Origin of the sequence: Kluyvera sp. EC_51, from assembly GCF_019584505.1 — a bacterium.
Taxonomy (GTDB): Bacteria; Pseudomonadota; Gammaproteobacteria; order Enterobacterales; family Enterobacteriaceae; genus Kluyvera; species Kluyvera sichuanensis.
Window position 1 is genome coordinate 108,088 of record NZ_VDAG01000002.1, and the last position, 20,738, is coordinate 128,825.

The 20,738-nt window shown below is 51.8% G+C and carries 14 protein-coding genes and 2 pseudogenes; 9 read left to right on the forward strand and 7 right to left on the reverse strand.

Annotated elements, in window-relative coordinates; all coding sequences use genetic code 11:
• Nucleotides 1-76: 76 nt before the first annotated feature.
• A complete protein-coding gene (locus tag FHC49_RS00910; RefSeq protein WP_220438275.1) occupies nt 77-1,507 on the reverse strand; it encodes a 6-phospho-beta-glucosidase in 1,431 nt (476 codons plus the stop codon).
• A 24-nt stretch (nt 1,508-1,531) separates the two neighbouring features.
• The gene (gene bglK / locus FHC49_RS00915) at nt 1,532-2,410 is read right to left on the reverse strand and encodes a beta-glucoside kinase BglK (RefSeq protein ID WP_220438276.1); all 879 of its coding nucleotides are present in this window, start codon (nt 2,408-2,410) and stop codon (nt 1,532-1,534) included.
• A gap of 287 nt (nt 2,411-2,697) precedes the next feature.
• Between bglK and purM the strand changes: the two genes are divergently transcribed.
• From purM to ppx, 4 genes are all read left to right on the forward strand, one after another.
• Complete coding sequence (gene purM, locus FHC49_RS00920; RefSeq protein WP_185668924.1) at nt 2,698-3,735, forward strand: phosphoribosylformylglycinamidine cyclo-ligase; 1,038 nt, start codon at nt 2,698-2,700, stop codon at nt 3,733-3,735.
• On the forward strand, nt 3,736-4,374 hold the full coding sequence (gene purN / locus FHC49_RS00925) for a phosphoribosylglycinamide formyltransferase (protein ID WP_220438277.1): 639 nt from the start codon (nt 3,736-3,738) through the stop codon (nt 4,372-4,374). It abuts the gene before it with no gap.
• Nucleotides 4,375-4,604: 230 nt separating this feature from the next.
• Entirely contained in the window at nt 4,605-6,665 is a 2,061-nt protein-coding gene (gene ppk1, locus FHC49_RS00930; RefSeq protein ID WP_185668922.1) for a polyphosphate kinase 1, read from the forward strand.
• 3 nt (nt 6,666-6,668) lie between these two features.
• Nucleotides 6,669-8,216 (forward strand): exopolyphosphatase, encoded by a 1,548-nt coding sequence (gene ppx, locus FHC49_RS00935; protein WP_185668921.1) that lies wholly within the window; start codon nt 6,669-6,671, stop codon nt 8,214-8,216.
• On the opposite strand, the gene FHC49_RS00940 is transcribed toward ppx, so the two are convergent.
• Nucleotides 8,169-10,445 (reverse strand): EAL domain-containing protein, encoded by a 2,277-nt coding sequence (locus FHC49_RS00940; protein ID WP_220438278.1) that lies wholly within the window; start codon nt 10,443-10,445, stop codon nt 8,169-8,171. The two genes, ppx and FHC49_RS00940, sit on opposite strands and share 48 nt — an antisense overlap.
• Nucleotides 10,446-10,798: 353 nt before the next feature.
• Between FHC49_RS00940 and FHC49_RS00945 the strand changes: the two genes are divergently transcribed.
• Together FHC49_RS00945 and mscS are read left to right on the forward strand one after the other, a co-directional pair.
• On the forward strand, nt 10,799-11,002 hold the full coding sequence (locus tag FHC49_RS00945) for a YfgG family protein (RefSeq protein ID WP_185668919.1): 204 nt from the start codon (nt 10,799-10,801) through the stop codon (nt 11,000-11,002).
• Between the two features lie 368 nt (nt 11,003-11,370).
• A complete protein-coding gene (gene mscS, locus FHC49_RS00950; protein ID WP_185668918.1) occupies nt 11,371-12,249 on the forward strand; it encodes a small-conductance mechanosensitive channel MscS in 879 nt (292 codons plus the stop codon).
• 17 nt (nt 12,250-12,266) lie between these two features.
• Here the strand turns inward: mscS and FHC49_RS24265 are convergent.
• Both FHC49_RS24265 and FHC49_RS00955 read right to left on the reverse strand, forming a co-directional pair.
• Nucleotides 12,267-12,374, reverse strand: a pseudogene (locus tag FHC49_RS24265) (hypothetical protein); the annotation flags it as partial.
• Between the two features lie 127 nt (nt 12,375-12,501).
• Nucleotides 12,502-13,405, reverse strand: a pseudogene (locus FHC49_RS00955) (LysR family transcriptional regulator).
• A gap of 72 nt (nt 13,406-13,477) precedes the next feature.
• Between FHC49_RS00955 and FHC49_RS00960 the strand changes: the two are divergent.
• From FHC49_RS00960 to FHC49_RS00970, 3 genes are all read left to right on the forward strand, one after another.
• Entirely contained in the window at nt 13,478-14,671 is a 1,194-nt protein-coding gene (locus tag FHC49_RS00960; protein ID WP_185668916.1) for an MFS transporter, read from the forward strand.
• A gap of 4 nt (nt 14,672-14,675) precedes the next feature.
• Entirely contained in the window at nt 14,676-15,191 is a 516-nt protein-coding gene (locus FHC49_RS00965; RefSeq protein ID WP_220438288.1) for a GNAT family N-acetyltransferase, read from the forward strand.
• Between the two features lie 262 nt (nt 15,192-15,453).
• Nucleotides 15,454-17,013, forward strand: coding sequence for an EAL domain-containing protein (locus FHC49_RS00970; RefSeq protein WP_220438289.1), 1,560 nt, complete (start codon nt 15,454-15,456; stop codon nt 17,011-17,013).
• Between the two features lie 328 nt (nt 17,014-17,341).
• Here FHC49_RS00970 and FHC49_RS00975 read toward each other — a convergent pair whose 3' ends face one another.
• Both FHC49_RS00975 and FHC49_RS00980 read right to left on the reverse strand, forming a co-directional pair.
• Nucleotides 17,342-19,294, reverse strand: coding sequence for a DUF262 domain-containing protein (locus tag FHC49_RS00975; RefSeq protein WP_185668913.1), 1,953 nt, complete (start codon nt 19,292-19,294; stop codon nt 17,342-17,344).
• Complete coding sequence (locus tag FHC49_RS00980) at nt 19,291-20,571, reverse strand: DUF262 domain-containing protein (protein WP_220438290.1); 1,281 nt, start codon at nt 20,569-20,571, stop codon at nt 19,291-19,293. The genes FHC49_RS00975 and FHC49_RS00980 overlap by 4 nt, the downstream gene beginning before the upstream one ends.
• Between the last annotated feature and the right edge of the window lie 167 nt (nt 20,572-20,738).

A 20,738-nucleotide genomic window follows, 5' to 3' on the forward strand; every position in this document is an offset into this window, starting at 1 on the left:
ATGGGTCCCCAGAGAGTATAAGACAGGATAAAAATAAACCCCGACTCGCGGGGTTTTATTTTACGTATTCAGCGGGTTAGAGCTCTTCGCCGTTGGTCGCAATCACCTTCTGATACCAGGCAAAAGATTTTTTACGGCTGCGCGCCAGCGTACCGTTACCTTCGTTGTCTTTATCGACATAAATAAAGCCGTAGCGTTTCTTCATTTCGCCGGTGCCAGCGGAAACCAGGTCGATACAGCCCCACGGGGTGTAGCCCATCAGATCCACACCGTCTTCCACAACCGCTTTTTTCATTTCGGCAATATGCGCTGAGAGATAGTCGATACGGTACTGGTCGTTCACCGTGCCGTCGCTTTCCAGCACGTCAATCGCCCCGAAACCGTTCTCCACGATAAACAGCGGCAGCTGATAGTGGTCATAGAACCAGTTCAGCGAATAGCGCAGGCCCACCGGGTCAATCTGCCAGCCCCAGTCGGACTTTTGTACATATGGGTTGGAGACCAGGCTGGTGGTTTCGTCGTAGTCGAGCTGCGGGTTATCGTCGGTGGCCTTGGTGGCAAACGACATATAGTAGCTAAAGCCGATGTAATCGACGCAGCCCTGGGTCAGCGCCTGACGGTCTTCGTCGGTAATATCCAGCTCAAAACCGCGACGCTCGAAGTAGTTCAGCAGATGCTGCGGGTACTTGCCGCGCACGTGCACGTCGGTAAACCAGTAGCGACGGTGCATGGCGTTCATCGCCATCATCATATCGTTTGGCGCACAGCTCAGCGGGTAGATTGGGCACATGGCAATCATGCAGCCAACCTGCAGCGCTGGGTTAATCTCACGCGCGGCTTTTACGGCCAGCGCGCTCGCCACCAGCTCATAGTGCGCAGCCTGATACATCACCGGTTCGCGGTCTTCACCCGGCTGGTACTTCAGCCCCGAGTTGGTAAACGGTGCAAAATCTTCGTGGAAGTTTGCCTGGTTATTGATTTCGTTGAACGTCATCCAGTACTTCACTTTGTGCTGGTAACGGGTAAATACTACTTTGGCGAAGCGGACAAAGAATTCAATCAGCTTACGGTTGCGCCAGCCGCCGTATTCGGTGACCAGATGGTATGGCATCTCGAAGTGCGACAAGGTAATCACCGGCTCAATGCCAAGCTTGAGACACTCGTCGAACAAATCATCATAGAATTGCAGGCCCGCTTCGTTCGGGGTCAGCTCATCGCCGTTCGGGAAAATACGCGTCCAGGCAATAGAGGTACGGAAGCACTTGTAGCCCATTTCAGCGAACAGCTTCAGATCGTCTTTATAGCGATGATAGAAGTCGATGGCTTCGTGGTTCGGATAGTTTTTTCCTGGCAGTACGCCGTTGGTAATTTCGCGCGGCACGCCGTGCGCACCGGCGGTCATCACATCCGCCACGCTCACACCCTTCCCGCCTTCCTGCCAACCGCCTTCAAGTTGGTGTGCGGCTACCGCGCCGCCCCAGAGAAACCCAGCTTTAAATCCAGACATATCTTTCCCTCGTTAAACAGTGAGTTATCGCTGCGAATAGTGCTGATTGAAATGGTAAACCGCGCCGATAAGCCCGGCGTCGTTGCCATGGCTGACGGTATCGATGTAGTCGGCAATGCCGAACCAGGCCAGATGCTCACGCATCAGGGCTAGAAAACCAGGGCGCTCGACAATGCCACCGCCGATAAAAATAGTCTGCGGGTCAAACAGGTTTACCAGGTTGTAAAGGCCGGTGCCGATATCGTTGAGAAACTCTGATACCAGTCGCTGACAGATGGCGTCACCCGCGTCAAAGCGGTCAAAAATTTCCTCGCCCGTCACCTCTTCCAACGCTTTGCCGATATGCTGCGCGTAGCGATGGCGCAGCACGCGCAGGGTGCAGTTTTCATTCATGGAGTAGCGACGGACGTCGCGTGAACCGGGACGCATGGTTTGCATATAGCCAAACTCACCGGCGCGAAAACGGGCGCCGTGCACCAGTTGGTTGTTGCAGAAGATAGCGCCGCCGATGCCGGTGCCGATGGTCATCACCAGGCAGTTGGTCATATCACGGGCCTTGCCCTGCCAACGTTCCGCCAGCAGCACGCAGTTGGCGTCGTTCTCGATCGCCACCGGAAGACCGGCGCGTTCTTCCAGCCACGCTTTAATGGCAAAGTTGTCGAACCGACGAATGGCGCCGCCCATTTCGATAAAGCCGGTATGCGGGTTAACGTAGCCCGGCGCGCTGATGGCAATCCCTGTGCACTCTGGGTGGGCCGTAATCCAGCGCTCAATCGCCGCCAGAATCTGGTCACCATCGCTGTTGCTAATCGGCTCTTTTCCCTTATCGAGCAGCTCACCGCTTGCGGCAACAACGCCCATCTTTAACGCCGTACCCCCAATATCAAAGGCAGCAATCTTCATTCCATTCATCCCTTGTAGCCGTTTTACATCGGTGATTGGCTTCGCTGAAACAAAAAACAGAAACCGGTTTCATTGATATGATGTGGATTGTGCTCAGTGGATGCAAGGACAAGGGTGTACCCGGTTTCATTTTCGTGAGCAGTATCATATTTGACCGATATATAGATGGAAACAATGGAAAAACCGGGAGGTAAAAATTGGGATCAGAATAGGCTCGCAAACGTTTGCCTGGACTGATAGAATTGCGCCGATTTTTCTTGCTATCGCAAACGCGTGGAGACTTAGCAGTGACCGACAAAACCTCTCTCAGCTATAAAGATGCCGGTGTTGATATTGACGCAGGAAACGCTCTGGTTGACCGTATCAAAGGGGTGGTGAAGAAAACTCGCCGTCCGGAAGTGATGGGTGGATTAGGCGGTTTTGGCGCACTGTGCGCGCTGCCGCAAAAATATCGCGAACCGGTGCTGGTTTCCGGCACTGACGGCGTTGGCACCAAATTGCGTTTAGCGATGGATTTAAAACGTCACGACACTATCGGCATCGATCTGGTGGCCATGTGCGTGAACGACCTGGTGGTACAAGGCGCCGAGCCGCTGTTCTTCCTCGACTACTATGCGACCGGTAAGCTGGACGTCGATACCGCAGCAAGCGTTATCAGCGGCATCGCCGAAGGCTGTCTGCAGTCTGGCTGTGCGCTGGTTGGCGGCGAAACCGCCGAAATGCCGGGCATGTACCACGGTGAAGATTACGACGTAGCCGGTTTCTGCGTGGGTGTGGTCGAGAAGTCAGAAATCATCGACGGCAGCAAAGTGACCGACGGCGACGTACTGATTGCCCTCGGCTCCAGCGGCCCGCACTCCAACGGCTACTCGCTGGTGCGCAAAGTTATTGAAGTGAGCGGCTGCAACCCGGATACCACTCAACTGGAAGGCAAAACCTTGGCCGACCACCTGTTGGCACCGACCCGCATCTACGTGAAGTCCATTCTGGAACTGATTGCCAGCGTCGACGTTCACGCTATCGCCCACCTGACCGGCGGCGGCTTCTGGGAAAACATCCCGCGCGTGCTGCCGGACAACACCCAGGCGGTGATTGATGAATCCTCCTGGCAGTGGCCAGCGGTATTCAACTGGCTGCAGGATGCCGGCAACGTGAGCCAGCATGAAATGTACCGCACCTTTAACTGCGGCGTGGGCATGGTTATTGCGCTGGCGGCCGATCAGGCTGACAAAGCGATTGCGCTGATGAACGAAAAAGGTGAAAACGCGTGGAAAATCGGCTATATCAAAGCCTCTGATTCCGAACAGCGTGTGGTCATCGAATAAATGAAAAATATCGTGGTGCTGATTTCCGGCAGCGGCAGCAACTTACAGGCGATTATCGATGCCTGTGAGCAGAAAAGGATTCCAGGCACCATCAGGGCGGTATTTAGCAACAAGGCCGACGCGTTCGGCCTTGAGCGGGCGCGTGAGGCCGGTATTCCCCAGCACGCGCTGGCTGCCAGCCAATTTGCCAGCCGCGAAGCCTTTGACCGCGAGCTGATGCATGAAATTGACGCCTATGCGCCCGATGTCGTGGTGCTGGCAGGCTACATGCGCATTCTGAGCGCAGAGTTTGTTCAGCACTATCAGGGCAAGCTGCTCAACATCCACCCTTCCCTGCTGCCAAAATACCCGGGCCTGAACACCCATCGTCAGGCGCTAGACAACGGCGATACGGAACACGGCACCTCGGTGCATTTCGTGACCGAAGAGCTGGACGGCGGGCCGGTGATTTTGCAGGCTAAGGTGCCGGTTTTCGCCGGTGACGACGAAGCGGAAATCACCTCACGCGTTCAGGCGCAGGAGCACGCTATCTATCCTCTGGTGGTGAGCTGGTTCCTTAATGGCCGTCTGAAGATGCAGGATAATCACGCCTGGCTTGACGACATTAAGCTGCCGCCGGAAGGCTATGCCGCAGAATAAATCCAGTAGCCCGGACGAGGCGTGTCAACGCCGACTCCTCGGCATCTCCCCGGCGTCACTTCGTTCGGCCGGGCTACCTGACTAAGAGGGCCTTATGGCCCTCTTTTTTATGCAAATCAGGATAACTGTCATACTAAGATGACACAGTTGGACATAGCCCGGCAAAGCTAGCAATATAATCAGTAGACGACGTTGCCGCGTCCCGTGAATAAACCGGAGTGTGAGTAGTAATGGGTCAGGAAAAACTGTACATCGAAAAAGAACTGAGCTGGTTGTCATTCAACGAGCGCGTCCTCCAGGAAGCGGCTGACAAAAGTAACCCGCTTATTGAACGTATGCGTTTCCTGGGGATCTACTCCAACAACCTCGACGAATTCTACAAGGTCCGCTTTGCGGAGCTAAAGCGCCGCATCATCATTAGCGAAGAACAGGGTGTCACCACGCATTCTCGTCACCTGCTGAGCCGTATTCAGGCCCGGGTGCTGAAAGCCGATCAGGAGTTCGATGGCCTCTACAACGAACTCTTGCTGGAGATGGCCCGTAACCAGATCTTCCTGATTAACGAACGCCAGCTTTCCGTCAATCAGCAGGGCTGGCTGCGTCACTACTTTAAACAGCATCTGCGCCAGCACATCACCCCGATCCTGCTGAATCGGGAGACCGATCTGGTCCAGTTCCTGAAAGACGATTACACCTACCTGGCGGTCGAAATTATCCGCGGCGACGAGATCAACTACGCGCTGCTGGAGATCCCGTCAGATAAAGTGCCGCGCTTCGTCAACCTGCCGCCAGAAACGCCGCGCCGTCGCAAACCGATGATCCTGCTGGATAACATCCTGCGCTACTGCCTGGATGATATCTTCAAAGGCTTCTTCGACTACGACGCCCTCAACGCCTACTCCATGAAAATGACCCGTGATGCCGAGTACGATCTGGTGCACGAAATGGAGTCGAGCCTGATGGAGCTGATGTCCTCGAGCCTGAAGCAGCGTCTGACCGCCGAGCCGGTGCGTTTTGTGTACCAGCGTGATATGCCGGATGCGATGGTAGAAATGCTGCGTAAAAAGCTGACCATTTCCCGCTATGATTCCATCGTGCCGGGTGGTCGCTACCACAACTTTAAAGACTTTATTGGCTTCCCGAACGTCGGTAAAGCCAACCTGGTCAACAAGCCAATGCCGCGCTTGCGCCATCTATGGTTCGATAAGTTCCGCAACGGCTTCGATGCTATTCGCGAACGCGACGTGCTGCTCTACTACCCGTACCACACCTTTGAGCACGTGCTGGAGCTGCTGCGTCAGGCCTCGTTCGACCCAAGCGTACTGGCGATTAAGATCAACATCTACCGCGTAGCGAAAGACTCACGCATTATTGATGCGATGATCCACGCCGCCCACAACGGTAAAAAAGTCACCGTGGTGGTGGAACTGCAGGCACGCTTCGACGAAGAGGCCAACATTCATTGGGCGAAACGCCTGACCGAAGCGGGCGTTCACGTGATCTTCTCCGCGCCGGGACTGAAAATTCACGCCAAGCTGTTCCTGGTGTCGCGTAAAGAAGGCGATGACGTGGTGCGCTATGCGCACATCGGCACCGGTAACTTTAACGAGAAAACAGCGCGTATCTACACCGACTACTCGCTACTGACCGCCGATGCCCGCATCACCAACGAAGTACGCCGGGTGTTTAACTTTATCGAGAACCCGTATCGTCCGGTGAACTTCGACTATCTGCTGGTCTCGCCGCAAAACTCCCGTCGTCTGCTCTACGAGATGATCGACCGTGAAATCGCCAACGCGCAAAACGGCCAGGCCGCAGGAATTACCCTAAAACTCAACAACCTGGTCGATAAAGGGCTGGTTGATCGTCTGTACGCGGCCTCCAGTTCCGGCGTGCAGGTCAATCTTCTGATCCGCGGCATGTGTTCTCTGATTCCAGAATTAGAGGGGATCAGCGATAATATTCGTGTGATCAGCATCGTTGACCGTTTCCTTGAGCACGATCGCATCTATATTTTTGAGAACGGCGGCGATAAACGCGTTTATCTCTCCTCCGCTGACTGGATGACCCGAAATATCGACTACCGTATCGAAGTGGCGACCCCGCTGCTCGACCCGCGCCTTAAACAGCGGATCCTCGATATTATCGATATTCTGTTCAGCGACACGGTGAAAGCCCGCTTTATTGATAAAGAACTGAGTAATCGCTATGTGCCACGCGGCAACCGACGCAAGGTCCGCGCGCAGCAGGCGATTTACGATTACCTCAAATCACTTGAACAACCTGACTAACCTATGCCAATAAAAAGCAAAGCACCCCGGCCGCAGGAGTTTGCGGCGGTTGATCTTGGTTCGAACAGTTTCCATATGGTTATCGCGCGCGTCGTCGACGGCGCGATGCAGATTATTGGCCGTCTGAAGCAACGTGTTCATCTGGCCGATGGGCTGGATGAAAACAATATGCTGAGCGAAGAGGCAATGGAGCGCGGTCTTAGCTGCCTGTCGCTGTTTGCCGAACGCCTGCAGGGCTTCGCTCCGTCCAGCGTCTGTATCGTCGGTACCCATACGCTGCGTCAGGCCGCGAACGCCACCGAGTTTCTGACGCGAGCGGAAAAGGTGATCCCTTACCCTATTGAAATCATCTCCGGGAACGAAGAAGCCCGTCTGATTTTTATGGGCGTAGAGCACACTCAGCCTGAAAAAGGCCGCAAGCTGGTGATTGATATCGGCGGCGGCTCCACCGAGTTGGTGATTGGCGAAGACTTCGAGCCGAAGCTGGTCGAAAGTCGTCGTATGGGCTGCGTTAGCTTTGCGCAGCAGTTCTTCCTCGCCGGCACCATCAACCGCGAAAACTTCCAGCGCGCACGCCTGGCGGCAGTGCAGAAGCTGGAAACGCTGGCGTGGCAGTACCGCATTCAGGGCTGGAATTTTGCCATGGGCGCGTCTGGCACCATCAAAGCGGCCCATGAAGTGCTGGTTGAGATGGGCGAAAAGGACGGTTTTATCACCCCTGAACGTCTCGAGATGCTGGTAGAAGAGGTGCTGAAGTATAAAAACTTCAATAGCCTGAGCCTGCCGGGCCTGTCGGAAGAGCGTAAAGGCGTGTTCGTGCCGGGGCTGGCTATTCTCTGCGGCGTATTCGATGCACTGGCGATTAAAGAACTTCGTCTCTCCGACGGTGCGCTCCGTGAAGGCGTGCTGTATGAAATGGAAGGCCGTTTCCGCCACCAGGACGTGCGCAGCCGCACCGCGCAAAGTCTGGCAAACCAGTACAACATTGACCGTGAACAGGCGCAGCGCGTGCTGGAAACGACCATGCAGATGTACGATCAGTGGCTGGAGCAAAACCCGAAGCTGGGCAATCCACAGCTGACTGCGCTGCTGAAATGGGCTTCGATGCTGCATGAAGTCGGGTTGAATATTAACCATAGCGGCATGCACCGCCATTCGGCCTATATTCTGCAAAACAGCGATTTGCCGGGCTTCAACCAGGAGCAGCAGTATCTGATGTCGACGCTGGTGCGCTTCCACCGTAAGGCGATTAAGCTCGACGAACTGCCGCGCTTTACGCTGTTCAAGAAGAAACAGTTCCTGCCGATGATCCAGTTGCTGCGCCTTGGCGTGCTGCTGAACAACCAGCGTCAGGCGACAACCACGCCACCGACGCTGAAGCTGACCACCGAGGCTAACCACTGGACGCTCTGCTTCCCGCACGACTGGTTTACCCAGAACGCGCTGGTGCTGCTCGATCTGGAGAAAGAGCAGCAGTACTGGGAGAGCGTCACCGGCTGGCTGTTAAAAATCACTGAGGAGCGTGCGCCCGACGAAGTGGTCGCCGCCTGATTCACACGCCGCCGTTTCCGCTACCGCCAGCTCCTCCAGGGGAGCTGGCTTGCCGATGCCGTACCCCTGCAGATAATCAATCCCCAGCGCAATCGCCGCCGTGCGGATCTCCTCGTTTTCAACGTACTCCGCCACCACCCGCATCCTCTTCATGCGCGCCAGATGGCAGATAGACGAGACAATCTGGTAATCCAGGCTGCTGGTCGCAATATTGCGGATAAAACTGCCGTCGATTTTCAGAATATCGGCGCTGATATGTTTGAGACGCGCGTAGCTGGCATAGCCGGTTCCAAAATCGTCAATCGCCACCCGACAGCCCAACTCCTGAAGCTCACGCAGCGTCCGCCGCGCCTGCTCGGCATTCACCAGCGAGTGGCTCTCGGTTATCTCAAAGACCAGCTGCCAGGCCTCAATACCGTACTCTTCCAGCAGTTCCTTCACCTGATGCGCAAAGCCAGTTCCGCTCGCCGTGGAAGGCGAGAGGTTAAGCGCCAGACGCATACCTGGATTACTTTCCCGACGGCTCGCCATAAAGACCAGCGTATTTTCCAGCACCCAGAGATCGATGCGCGAGGCCATGCCAAACTCATAGGCGACCGGTAAGAACAACAGCGGCGAGATAAGTTCGCCATCATCACCAAGCATACGCAGCAGGACTTCGTGATAATCATCGCCGCGAATACCGACAATCGGCTGCGCCATCAGTCGGAAGCGGTTGTTTTCCAGCGCCTGCTGCACCCGCACCATCATGGCGATCTTATCTTTCAGCTCTTGCTGCAGGTACTGCGCGCCGCGGCGCTGTAAGTTTTCCGGGCGATTCGTAGCAAGCGAAAGCTCCGCCACCGTATTCAGCTCCCCCAGCATCAGCGAGAGATGGGCCACCGGCGAATGGATATAGCAATAGCTAATACCAATCTGCGGCTGCAGCGGCATCCCGTTCCAGCTGTAGCGGAACTGCTTCAGACGGTCGTAGAGCGCTTCCACTCGCTCTTTATAGGATTCAGTATGCAGCAGCACCGCCAGGTCACTACCGGTAAGCTGGTAGACGTTCTCGCCGGGGCGGAGCATTTCGCTAAGATACTTCGCCAGATTCTGCTTGTAGTTGATACGCAACATAATGCCATAGTGGCGCGTCAGCACTTCAAGATCCGGCATGCGTAAAAAGCACAGTACCGACCACGGCGTATTGTTCACCGCCCGACTCAGCGCGCGCATGTTAGGCAGGCTGACCACCGGGTCGATGAAGGCAATGCGGCGCACGCGTTCATGAATGGCGCGCTGGCGGCTGGAGAGCATCGCCATATACGCAATAATAAACGAGAAGATCAGGTAACTCGATGAGGTTATCGCCAGCTGGACGCTATAGCCTGCGCTTTTAGGTACATAGTGATAGTGGATGGCCACAATCAGCATCAGCGTCCAGATAACCGAGATAAAGCGGTAGCCAAAGCGCATCGAACCCCAGAGCATAATCGGCAGCAGCAGCGACAGCGTATAGTTGGTGCTGAATATCGTGCTGCCTTTGGTCATCGGCACCATCAGCATCGAGAAAACACCAATCACCAGGGTGCTCCAGGCCAGCATTTCCGGCCATTTCACCTTTGGATCAAAATCACGGCGCACCTGCGACAAGAAGCTGCGAAGATAGTTAGGGTTACGGATTAAACGCACCATCAGATAGCATAGCGGCACGCCGGTCAGATAGCCCATCAGCAACGACTGGTAGTTAATCAGATTGCGCTGGGTGAGCGGAGAGGCCCACTCGGTATCCCCCAGGCTCGGATACAGCCCAAGATACAGCGCAAACTGTATCAGCAGCATGAAAACCGTCGATGGGACAAACATCTGCCAGAACAGCCGATGCGCCATCAGCCGCGTATCGCCGTGTGAAATCATCTTGCGTTGCTGGTTAAAAAACTGATACCCGCCCCATGCCACAATCGTCGGAATGAGGAACTGCAACGCAATGCCCACCCTTTCCACAAAATGGAGATCGTCAGTAAGATAGCAGCTAATACCTGCAACAAGGCCAGGCAGCGCTTTCCAGTTGAAGAACAACATCATGCAAAGCATAAACGGCAGCGGTAGGTAATAAAGGTAGGTTTTGCCGCCGCCAATATAGGTGTATGTATTAGCAAATTTGATTATTGGTAACACAAGAAGAGGCAATATCAGGGGCAGTCCCCACCACTCATCTCGATATTGCTTATATATTTTACTGAAATTCATAGATGCTCTAAGGATACCCCAAATCCAGCTGGGTATTTTCAGACAGGCATCCAACCTGGCTTAAAAAAGGCCGCGAGAGAAGATATTACGCGGGTCAGGTGGAGATTTTAGTTATCGCTTACGAATGAAGTTTGATATGAGTCAAAAAATAACGTACATAAAAACACTAATTTTCTTTTCTTTGGTCTACCCCTCGTAATCAAGGCCTGCTTGTGAATACGAATAATATCTTATATAACATTAATTAATGTTTTATCTGACGGATTTTTACATTCATCGCAATTGACCCACGCCCCGCTCTGTGCCTTAATGTATGTACCGCCCGTCTATGGGTATAACGTAAGGACCCCTTTGTGAGCCAGGTTACCAGCCTACGAAAACGACACCGATTTAATGGTCGAATGACCCGTATCGTACTGCTTATCAGCTTTATCTTCTTCTTCGGACGCTTCGTCTACTCCTCCATCGGCGCGTGGCATCACCACCAGGACAAAAAAGAGTCCCAGCAGAGCAGCCTGTCGCAAAAGACTTCCCCCGCGCAAACCGACGACCGTTAACGCCCCTTTTTTTCCGACACCGAGATTCCTTACCGAATGGCTAAAAGATTGATTTTTAACCATCCGGTAAGGAATTTAGTCGTGTTTCATCCCCATGATGCCACATTAGTTTCAATTCGTACTTTATTAGCCAAAAAATAATTTCCCGCACAATTACACAAACTTTTCCTTTTCTGCTGCCGCAACATGCCGCGCTGATTTTTTGATGCATCAATCAGTCGTCTAAAAAAACGGCGATAAAAGCGCAAATAGTCGCTAATACATAACTCCAAAAGCACCCTACTTATAAATATATAGATTTTTTGTATATATGTTGAATATTTAATTGAATCTTCCACCATTAATTTTAAAGCGGCAGGATTTTTACCATGAAAGGTTTTACGTTATTTCCCAAAATAAGAAGTGGATTGGAGTGGATGTCAGGTCACAGCGACGCGGTTATCCAGTTTGGCTGGAACATCGTTGCAGCGATTATTCTGTTATTTATTGGTAAATTTATCGCCCGCCTGCTCTCCCGTGGGCTGGAAAAATTGCTGCTAAAACGCAAAGTGGATATCACCATCGTGCAATTCTTTACTGCACTGGTTCGCTACATCACGCTCGCGTTTTCGGTGGTCGCCGCGCTGGGGCGTTTGGGCATTGAGACGTCGTCCATTATCGCCGTGATTGGTGCCGCAGGCCTGGCTATCGGCCTGGCGCTGCAAAGCTCGCTGTCAAACTTCGCGGCGGGCGTGATGCTGGTCTCCCTGCGCCCCTTCCGCGCGGGCGAAGTGGTGCAAATTGGCACCATGACCGGCACCGTTGAGAAGGTACATATCTTTTCAACTACACTGCTAACCGGCGACAGCAAAGAGGTGGTTATCCCCAACGGCAAGATTATTGCCGACAATATCATTAACTACTCACGACACCCGTTCCGCCGCATCGATTTGGTGATTGGCGTAGGCTACCAGAGCCGAATTGCCGATGTGAAAAGGGTTATCACCCAGCTCATCGAGCAGGATAAACGTATCGATCAGAAGCGCGGTTTCACCGTGCGTTTAGGTGAGCTGGGCGCGTCATCGCTGAACTTCTATGTGCGCGTATGGGTGCGCAACGCCGAGTACTGGAACACCTATTACGATCTGCTAGAAAACATCAAAGAGGCGATGGATGCTAATCACATTGACCTACCGTACCCGCAGATGGATATCCGCGTAGAGAACGTTGCCAACCGGCCTCAGCAGCAACTGCAGTTGGTCGACTAAACCCGGCGCTTGTAGATTCAATCTGTCAATGCAACACCCCTTTCAATTATCTCTTTCGGTGTTTTGAACTTCAGTGTCTTTCTCGGTCTGTTGTTTAGCTGAGCAGCAACCAGATCTAGTTCATTTCCATAGTTCAAAAACAGAGGCTTTTTCCTCTGCTGTAAATGTTCGTCTCATTCAAAAAACCTCCGCAACCCCATGTTTTCACATAACTGTTGCGTTGACCAATTGAATCTACACTCCCCTTTTATCTTAGAGGGGAGCGTGCTGCTGCAACAGCCGGATAATTTCCGTCATTCCTTTGCTCAAAATTTTATCCTGCCGCATCACGATACCTAACTGACGATAGAGAGGCGGCGCCAGCGATCCTACCCGTAGCCCTTCCGCGTCACGATGATGCTCCACCGCCATCCGCGGAATAATGCTGTACCCCAACCCCGCCGTCACCATACGTTTAATCGCCTCTATGCTGCCCAATTGCATCACCGGCGTCACCTGAAGCCCAGTCTGCTGGAACCAGCTATCAATCAGATCGCGCGTTCCGCTGCCCGCTTCAAATGCAATCAGCGGCAGCGTCTTTAACATTTCCAGGTTGAGTTCACCCTGTGATTCGGCGCTGATAACGACAAATTCTTCACGTAAAACCGGCATGATATCGAGGCTGCGCCCGCTGGCAGGTAGCGTGACCAGCCCTAAATCGAGGCGGTTTTCTTCTACTGCACGAGTAATATCCAGCGTATTACCGGTCGTTACCCCCACCGCGAGCATCGGGTGCTGCTCGCGCAGGTGCTGTAGTAAAGGCGGCAAAAGGTGGATACAAGCCGTGGCGCCGGTGCCAAGCGTAATCGTGCCGCTTACGGTCTGCTGGCAGTCGTTCACCGACTGCACTGCCTCACTGACCGCTTGTTCGATACGTTCACCGTGAAGCAGAAGCGCCAGGCCGGCCGCGGTGGCCTTTACCCCGCGTCCGGTGCGTTCGATAAGCCTCGCTTGCAGAAACTGCTCAAGCTGACGCACCTGCAGGCTGACGGCGGGTTGTGAAATCCCCAGCACGTCCGCCGCCGCCGAAAAGCTGCCACGCTGAACCACTAAACGAAACGTTGCCAGGTATCCCAGATTCAGCGTCGTCATTCAAAGTTTCTCTTATCAGGGTCATAAATGGAGGGCTCTGCCTGCACAATAGCGCGCAGGTTATGCTGCCAGCAACTGCATAACCTACGAGAAGATAATGAAAACACCTGCCGCATCGCTCCCCGTCACCCTCGCTGCCGGAGGCAATCAGCTGATCAACTGGGGGATTTCGTTTTATATGCCGGGCACTTTTGCCCGCGCGATTGCGCAGGACACTGGATGGTCATCAGCGCATATCTACCTGGGCCTGACGCTAGCGATGCTGATGATGGCGCTGCTCTCCCCCTGGGTTGCCCGCCTGCTGGCGCATTTTGGCGGCCAGCGTGGGGTGGTCTGTGGAACGTTGCTTATTGCCGTAGGCTGCCTGCTGATGTCGGTAATTCACTCGCTTTTTGGTTGGTACATCGCCTGGATGATAACCGGCATCGGTATGCGGCTAGCGCTCTACGACGGGCTTTTCGCCGCGCTGGTTAATCTGTACGGACAGCGCGCACGCGTGACTATCTCCCGCGTGACGCTTGCCGGTGGCCTTGCTTCCGCGCTGTTCTGGCCGCTGGGTGCGGCGCTGCTGACGGTCACCGACTGGCGGGGAGCATTGCTGGTTTATGGCCTGCTGGGGATCGTGAGTGCACTGCTGCTGATGCGCTTGCCTAACCAGAAGCTGCCGCCGGTTCCTGCTCGCCGTGCTGCGTCTGCGTCTGCGCACGATCGCCGTACTGGTTTGCTGTATGCCGCGTTGATAGCGCTGGTAACGTTTATATCTAACGGCACCTCGACGCACCTGCCGGAGTTCATCGCCGCACACGGACTGCCCGTTGCCGTCGGTATGCTCTGGGGCGTCGGGCAGACCGGCGCGCGCTTTCTCGAAGTTGCCTCGGGTTCAGCGCTCACGCCGATAAAACTCACCCTGCTCACCACCTTTTTTATTCCGCTTTGCTTCGCCCTCGGCATGAGCAGCACACATATCGCCTGGGCCGCCGGGGGTTTTGTCCTGGGCTATGGCGCGATCAATGGCTTAACCACCGTTTTCAAAGCGACTCTGCCACTTCAGCTATTCGCCACCGAAGATTACGCCCGTCGCACCGGCGTGTTGTTGATTCCGGCGCAGGTGCTCGCCGCTGCCTCACCGTTTGCCTACGCGTGGCTGAATCATCGTCTGGGGATCAATGGCAGCCTGATGCTCTCCGCTGCGCTGGCGCTGATCGTCGCCGGGCTGGCGGTGTCGATTGCGCTGTGCCAGGCTAGTCGCACAATAAAAACGCACGATGAACAACCTTTTCGACAAGGATAAACCCATGCACCTGCAATCCGAACATCTCACCCTGCGTCCAGCGACAGCAGACGATCTCGACGATCTTTATCGCATTTACGGTGACCCTGCGACCAACACTTTTAACCCAGCAGGCCCGCATGCGGATCTCGCACACTCTTGCCGGGTGCTGGCGGGCTGGCTCGAGCATCTCAACGTTTATGGTTTTGGTAACTGGGCCATCAGCCTGCGGGAAAACCCGCAGCGGGTGATTGGTTTTGGCGGGCTGCGTATCGTGGAATATCCCGACTGCACGGTAAACAACCTGGGGTATCGCTTTGCGCCAGAGGCCTGGGGTAAAGGGTTGGCCACGGAGTTATCACTGACAGCGATTGATTATGCGTTCAACGTGCTGAATTTTGAGGAGGTGGTAGGCATCGTGCGCAAGAACCATCTTGCCTCGCAGAAGGTGCTGCTGAAATGCGGAATGACGCTGGTACGGGAAATTGATGATGTGCCGGGGAAGGAGCCTAGCCTGATGTTCAGACGGCTACGTGGCTAGCTATCGCTCCACTCTTCGAGACGCAACCCGCTGATGTGCTCAAATTCACAGGTATTAAGGATGTCCAGGGAAATGAAAATTCTGAGGTGAGCACTTAAGAAGTGATCCATTTGTGCCGCCTCGCGTGATACCAAACCTCGTTAATACGTGTGCGCACTAAAGTAGTTCCTATGAAAAAGACAACATCACGAAAAGCAACATTTACACTTTTTATAATGTTCCCAAATAGGAATTACATATTTCACAGAATGGAATCACATCAATGAACAACCCATTAACAAAACCAATGGTAAGTAAACCTCATATTCGATTACTTATCTCTGCATTGGTTTTCTTCATGATTTTAAGCTCTTGCTTCTTGCTATTGAAGATGCAACTTGAAGAATCAATAAATGAAATCACCCAGGATTCAGCTAATCAATTAATGACCAAAGCAGAAGTCATTCTTAATCATTCTGGAATGACTCATCAACTTATCAAAGACGATCTAACGAAGAAATGTAATTCTCGCGTTAACGAAAAAATACAAAATATAGTGGCTGAACAGCTCTATTTACGCAACGCAAGTTTTTTTAAGAACGGTAAAATTTTTTGTTCTTCGGTACCAGAGGCGGTTGGTATGCCGATTCGTTCGGCAGAAAATTTCCACCGCAATCATATCCTTTTATTTACAGATGAATATTTAACCAAAGGAATTCCTCTGTTTGCCACACGAATGGATGAAAATGACCTGGGAATTGTCAGTGTTATTGATGGTCGTTACTTGCAAAATATGCTTGAAGTCAATAACAGCAATACAAAACTGGTTTCATACTTACAAGTTGGCGATGCGTGGATCGAAAACAGCGGGCATGTACATCATTCAGCAATACCAATGCTTGATTTCTCTTCTACTGTCCAGGGCTCCTTACTTCCAATAACGATCATTGTTGGTATGAAGCCTATGCATATATTGCTACGCTTATGGTCAGAGTACAAACTGATAATAGTTATTATCACATTAGCATGTTTTATACTCTCAGTGTTTATCCATCAAATTCTTGCATCACCAGGAAAAAAAGAAAAGATACTTAATGCAGCGTTAAAAAACAATGAGTTCACCCCTTGGTTACAAGGTATCGTTAATAAAGATGAAAAGCTTTGTGGTGCTGAGGTGTTAATTCGCTGGCAAAAAACCTCAGGCGAAATTATTAGTCCTGACAAGTTTATCCCTGCGGCAGAAAAATGTGGGTTAATCGCCTCAATGACCACATCAATGATGCCAAAATTACAGGATTTTTTTATCCAGCATGAAGCGATAATACCGAAAGGATTTATTCTCAGCATCAATATTAGTAAGGTCCATTTTCAGGACATGAGTCTGGTTGAAGAATGCCGTCGCTTCCTTGGGAATTTCCCAAAAAACAACCTTGTATTGTGCCTGGAAATCACTGAACGCGAGTTAATTGAGCAAACCCCGGTGAGTATTGAAATGTTAAGGCAGTTGACAGAAATGGGCGTTAAAATTGCGATTGATGATTTTGGAACCGGACACTCCTCATTTAATTATTTACAGAATTTCAATGTTGATATCATAAAAATTGACCGTGCATATATTAATAATATTGGCACTGAGTCGGTCTCTGCTTCCTTAGTCGATATTATTATTGATATGGCATCCACATTAAAAATGGATGTCGTGGCAGAAGGCGTTGAGACTAAAGAGCAAGTTGAATACCTAATCTCTCGCAACGTCACCAAGCTGCAGGGGTTCTACTATCACAAACCTGTTCCACTACAGGTATTTACGAATGTTCTTGAGAAAAATACAGATTTACTGTGAGGAACTGGCGCTGATGTGCCACATAGCAATTTCATAATTAGCCATAAATAAAAACCCTCTGTAAAAGCAGAGGGTTGATTGCATTCTTAGCTGCTCATGAAAACTCAGGAAGAGTTATCGGCTTATTCCCACTCGATGATCAATGCAGCCTTAAAACACTATAAAATCAAAAAAAATAGCATTATCTTTGCATGTCAATACCACACAAAATATCATGGTAAGAAAACCTGGGAGCTGTACTGATCGTGTCGCCCGACGCAAAACGCTTTTAGACTGACAACTTGCACTCCACAAGAGACATTCGTCCAAAAGCGGTTATTCAAAGAAGTCAACGCCCCGGGTAGGATCTTCCGCTTGCCTCCACCAGACTTACATCATCACGAAGCAACGTTACCATCTCTTCATGATGTGCTGTTATCTGCTGATCGTCCCAGCTTGTATTTCGAGTGATTTCCGCCATTCTCTTGAGCTTGGGACTTTGAAGTTCAATCGTATCCTTGAAGTTTTCGGCCTTCGCTTTGGGAAGGCTATTGCTGAATTTTGAGTTCGCGCTGACGCTTACGAGCGCGAGGTTACCAAGCAGGTTAAGGCTAGAACCTGAAACAACCGCACCCGACTGTTCTTTGTCCGGATGCTGTGGATAAAAGTGCTCAATGGAAGTTCTGAACTGAAATTTGAAATCTCGTTTTGAGGAATCGCTCAACAGAAGATAGTCGAGATACGAAAAGACGATACGGCTAATACCAAACCCCTGTGGTTGCTGATCTTCCTCAAAGGGGAATGTCTCTTTAACCTTGCTGCGGGCATACCCCTTCAACAAATCGGCAAGATCCGCATGTTTCGCGTCTTGAGGGGCTTTAACGGATAGCCAGCGAAGCACTTTGGTAATCCAGTGCATCGTTCGCGGAGAAGTGTAGGTAATCCGAAGCATGGACTGGAGCAGCAATACATCTCGGGTATGTGGGTCAGCACCGCCGTCCTCCTCTAAGTTTCCATTGCTGGCCGAGAAAACATGGATGTACGTCGGGGTTAGCTTCTTGTCCGCGCCGCTTTTCTTCAATCGCTGGAGAGACCAATCACCATCGTCACCAATGTTCGCCGTGAATTGGCGCTTCAAGATGAAGCCATCGAAGAGGTTGCGGCACTTGAGAAGCATGAATGCAAAGCTACGCACCCAATCGGCTTTAGCATCGGGTACATTATTTACGGCATCGTCAAATGACTTGATGAGGCGCTTGTCGTCAAGCTGGCCTTCGTCTTCGACCTCATCGCCTTTCATAATTCTTAGAACGTGTAGCAGAAAGGCCGGAAACTCAATAGTCGAACGAAACCGCTCGTTGCCCTCGTCTTCAGTGGAATTTGACTTGATCTCTTTAGCGTATTTTGACAACGCCTCATCCAAGGACAACGATACCCCTTCGGAGGATTGCCTTGATGAATTGGTGCCGGATTGCGGACGACTTTCCATTAGCGACGCGAAGCTGGTCACCTCCAGCCAGGACCATTCATCGCCAAATACTTTGTTTCGTAAACTGGTGTCACCACGGGTCAGAGACATCTGGACATAAGAATCCATGTCAGCACAGGCATCCCAAACCCACGCGAAGCATTCGCGCTCATATTGATTGGGCAACTTGCTCATCAGGCGAGCCTTAACAATATCAACCTGCTTGAGTTGCTGCCCACGAGTGTTCATGATCTCGAAGTAGCGATTGAGGTCGGTATTGGGTGGTAGCGAGACACGGACGACAGTCACCTTCGTTAGCAAGAAATCGGAGAATTTTTCGCGTGAGCGATTAAGGGTTTCATTTTGTTTGAAGAACTGATTGATGATGCTGTAGCCCTCATGGATGCCAGCATCTGCATTACTCGTGTAGCCCTGCGGTCGGACGTGCTCCTTAGCCGCCTCCTGTGCTACTCGCCGCAGGGCTTCCGTTGCCCGTGCGCGCGACTCATATTGCAAGTGGCCTGCATGGCCAACCGACGGCTTCTCACCCTCACCGTTTAGCTCCAGGAAGGTCAGAAGCAGATAGAGGGTTGTAAGTCGTTGTTGTCCATCTATGACCTCGAACTCGTCCTCTCTACCCCGCTTGATTACAACAAGGTTCCCAAGAAAATAGTCGTCCTGGCCCCCAACCACCGAGTCTTGAATATCGCTGATAAGTTGCTCAATCTGTTCGGCTCGCCAAGCATAGTTCCGTTGATAAATAGGAATCAGATAATTGTCCGTGAATAGCTTGCCTACTGTTAGCAGTTCGGGTTTCAACTCCTTCTTGCTCATTGCAGCCCCTTGATAAAAGCAACGAGTTCCTTTTCGTGGTTATCGCTGTATGGCTGACTTGCTATTGGAAGTTTGTGGACAACACTTCCAGTCATCGCGTTGCGTAGCAAAACAAAAGGTGATTTATTTGCATCGTTTTTACCTCGCGCTCGGTTGTCAGCAGAAACAAATTGCACACGAAGTAACTCGACCCGCAAGGCATATGCCCATGCAAATAACCTATTTCGCACTTCATCCACATCTTCATCGCCAAACTTGTTTGTATAGCAAAGCAGCGCGGCAATGAACAATTCGTACACGTAACGGTAGCGACTTTGAGATGGGCCAAAGTTTTTGAAACCTCTGTCGATAACCTCTTTTTCCAGTATCTTCAATTCGTCAAGCATGAATGTCACCATCTCGAAAAATGAACGCCCAGCGATTATCGGGGCATCAAGCTGAAAGCGGCTGCGCCCGGCATTTCGTGCGTCATGTGTAGAGGACACCGCCCATGCACTTAGAAGTGGCATAGCGGCTTGTGCTGCAAGGTGATATCGCAGATTTGGCGAAAATGATCTGTGGGATCGTGATGAAATTCCCTTGAATATATCGATGTCCCTAATAGTAAATTCGAGCGAGCTTTCTCCTCGTGACCACCTGGATATCCGGTATAAAAAAGTAGAAAAAAGCCTGTCCAGATCCTCATCATTTACGGCTTCCCAAGCCTCAACGACAGCCACTTTCATAGCAGCGGACTCATCGTGCATTTCGCGCAGGTGGTGTGCTTTGAGCAAGTCATGAGGGGCAAGCGGTTTACCGCGATAGTTCTGGGAATCAAAGACACGAAATGCCTCATCAATATCGTCCGTCACAATACGCACCAACTGACATTTGTGACAGATAAAATCCAAAAATTCTTTTTTATCTTCCAACTGCGGCAGGCGCCTTTGAAGCTCTATCCAAACCAGGGAGACAGGGGTTCCGCTGTTACCAGACATCGAAATCTGATGATTTATCGGATCTAAGGCCGCAAGAATCATTCGCAAAGTCAGCAGACGTTGCTGTCCGTCGACTACATTGAGATACTCACCATCATCGTGAAGAATGATTGCACCCAAAACATAGGGAATATCTGTTCGTTCGGTATCTCGAAGAGCTTCGCTGATATCATCCACCAGTTGTAGAGCGGTCGATACTTCCCAACTGTATGGGCGCTGATAGTTCGGTATCCGAAGGCCTTGCTGGAGTAATTCATCCACTGTGACTGCACTAACACCGTCCTCTCCGTTAATCGCCATTGCTATGTCCCTTCATTGACACTTTTCTATTTTCTCAGCGTGTTTTCCGCAAACTTTATTCACCCATATGGATACTTCGATTCCGAGCGGCGGCTGCCTTGTTCACAATTTCGATCACGAGGTGCTCCTCTGGCGCATATTTAACGATCTGGAGGCTTGGGTCGAGA

What these genes read in the sequence shown, in the direction of transcription:
- FHC49_RS00910 (WP_220438275.1), bottom strand. Translation starts at nt 1,507, where the DNA reads ATGTCTGGATTTAAAGCTGGGTTTCTCTGGGGCGGCGCGGTAGCCGCA.
- bglK (WP_220438276.1), bottom strand. Translation starts at nt 2,410, where the DNA reads ATGAAGATTGCTGCCTTTGATATTGGGGGTACGGCGTTAAAGATGGGC.
- purN (WP_220438277.1), top strand. Translation starts at nt 3,736, where the DNA reads ATGAAAAATATCGTGGTGCTGATTTCCGGCAGCGGCAGCAACTTACAG.
- ppk1 (WP_185668922.1), top strand. Translation starts at nt 4,605, where the DNA reads ATGGGTCAGGAAAAACTGTACATCGAAAAAGAACTGAGCTGGTTGTCA.
- ppx (WP_185668921.1), top strand. Translation starts at nt 6,669, where the DNA reads ATGCCAATAAAAAGCAAAGCACCCCGGCCGCAGGAGTTTGCGGCGGTT.
- FHC49_RS00940 (WP_220438278.1), bottom strand. Translation starts at nt 10,445, where the DNA reads ATGAATTTCAGTAAAATATATAAGCAATATCGAGATGAGTGGTGGGGA.
- mscS (WP_185668918.1), top strand. Translation starts at nt 11,371, where the DNA reads ATGAAAGGTTTTACGTTATTTCCCAAAATAAGAAGTGGATTGGAGTGG.
- FHC49_RS00960 (WP_185668916.1), top strand. Translation starts at nt 13,478, where the DNA reads ATGAAAACACCTGCCGCATCGCTCCCCGTCACCCTCGCTGCCGGAGGC.
- FHC49_RS00965 (WP_220438288.1), top strand. Translation starts at nt 14,676, where the DNA reads ATGCACCTGCAATCCGAACATCTCACCCTGCGTCCAGCGACAGCAGAC.
- FHC49_RS00970 (WP_220438289.1), top strand. Translation starts at nt 15,454, where the DNA reads ATGAACAACCCATTAACAAAACCAATGGTAAGTAAACCTCATATTCGA.
- FHC49_RS00975 (WP_185668913.1), bottom strand. Translation starts at nt 19,294, where the DNA reads ATGAGCAAGAAGGAGTTGAAACCCGAACTGCTAACAGTAGGCAAGCTA.
- FHC49_RS00980 (WP_220438290.1), bottom strand. Translation starts at nt 20,571, where the DNA reads ATGGCGATTAACGGAGAGGACGGTGTTAGTGCAGTCACAGTGGATGAA.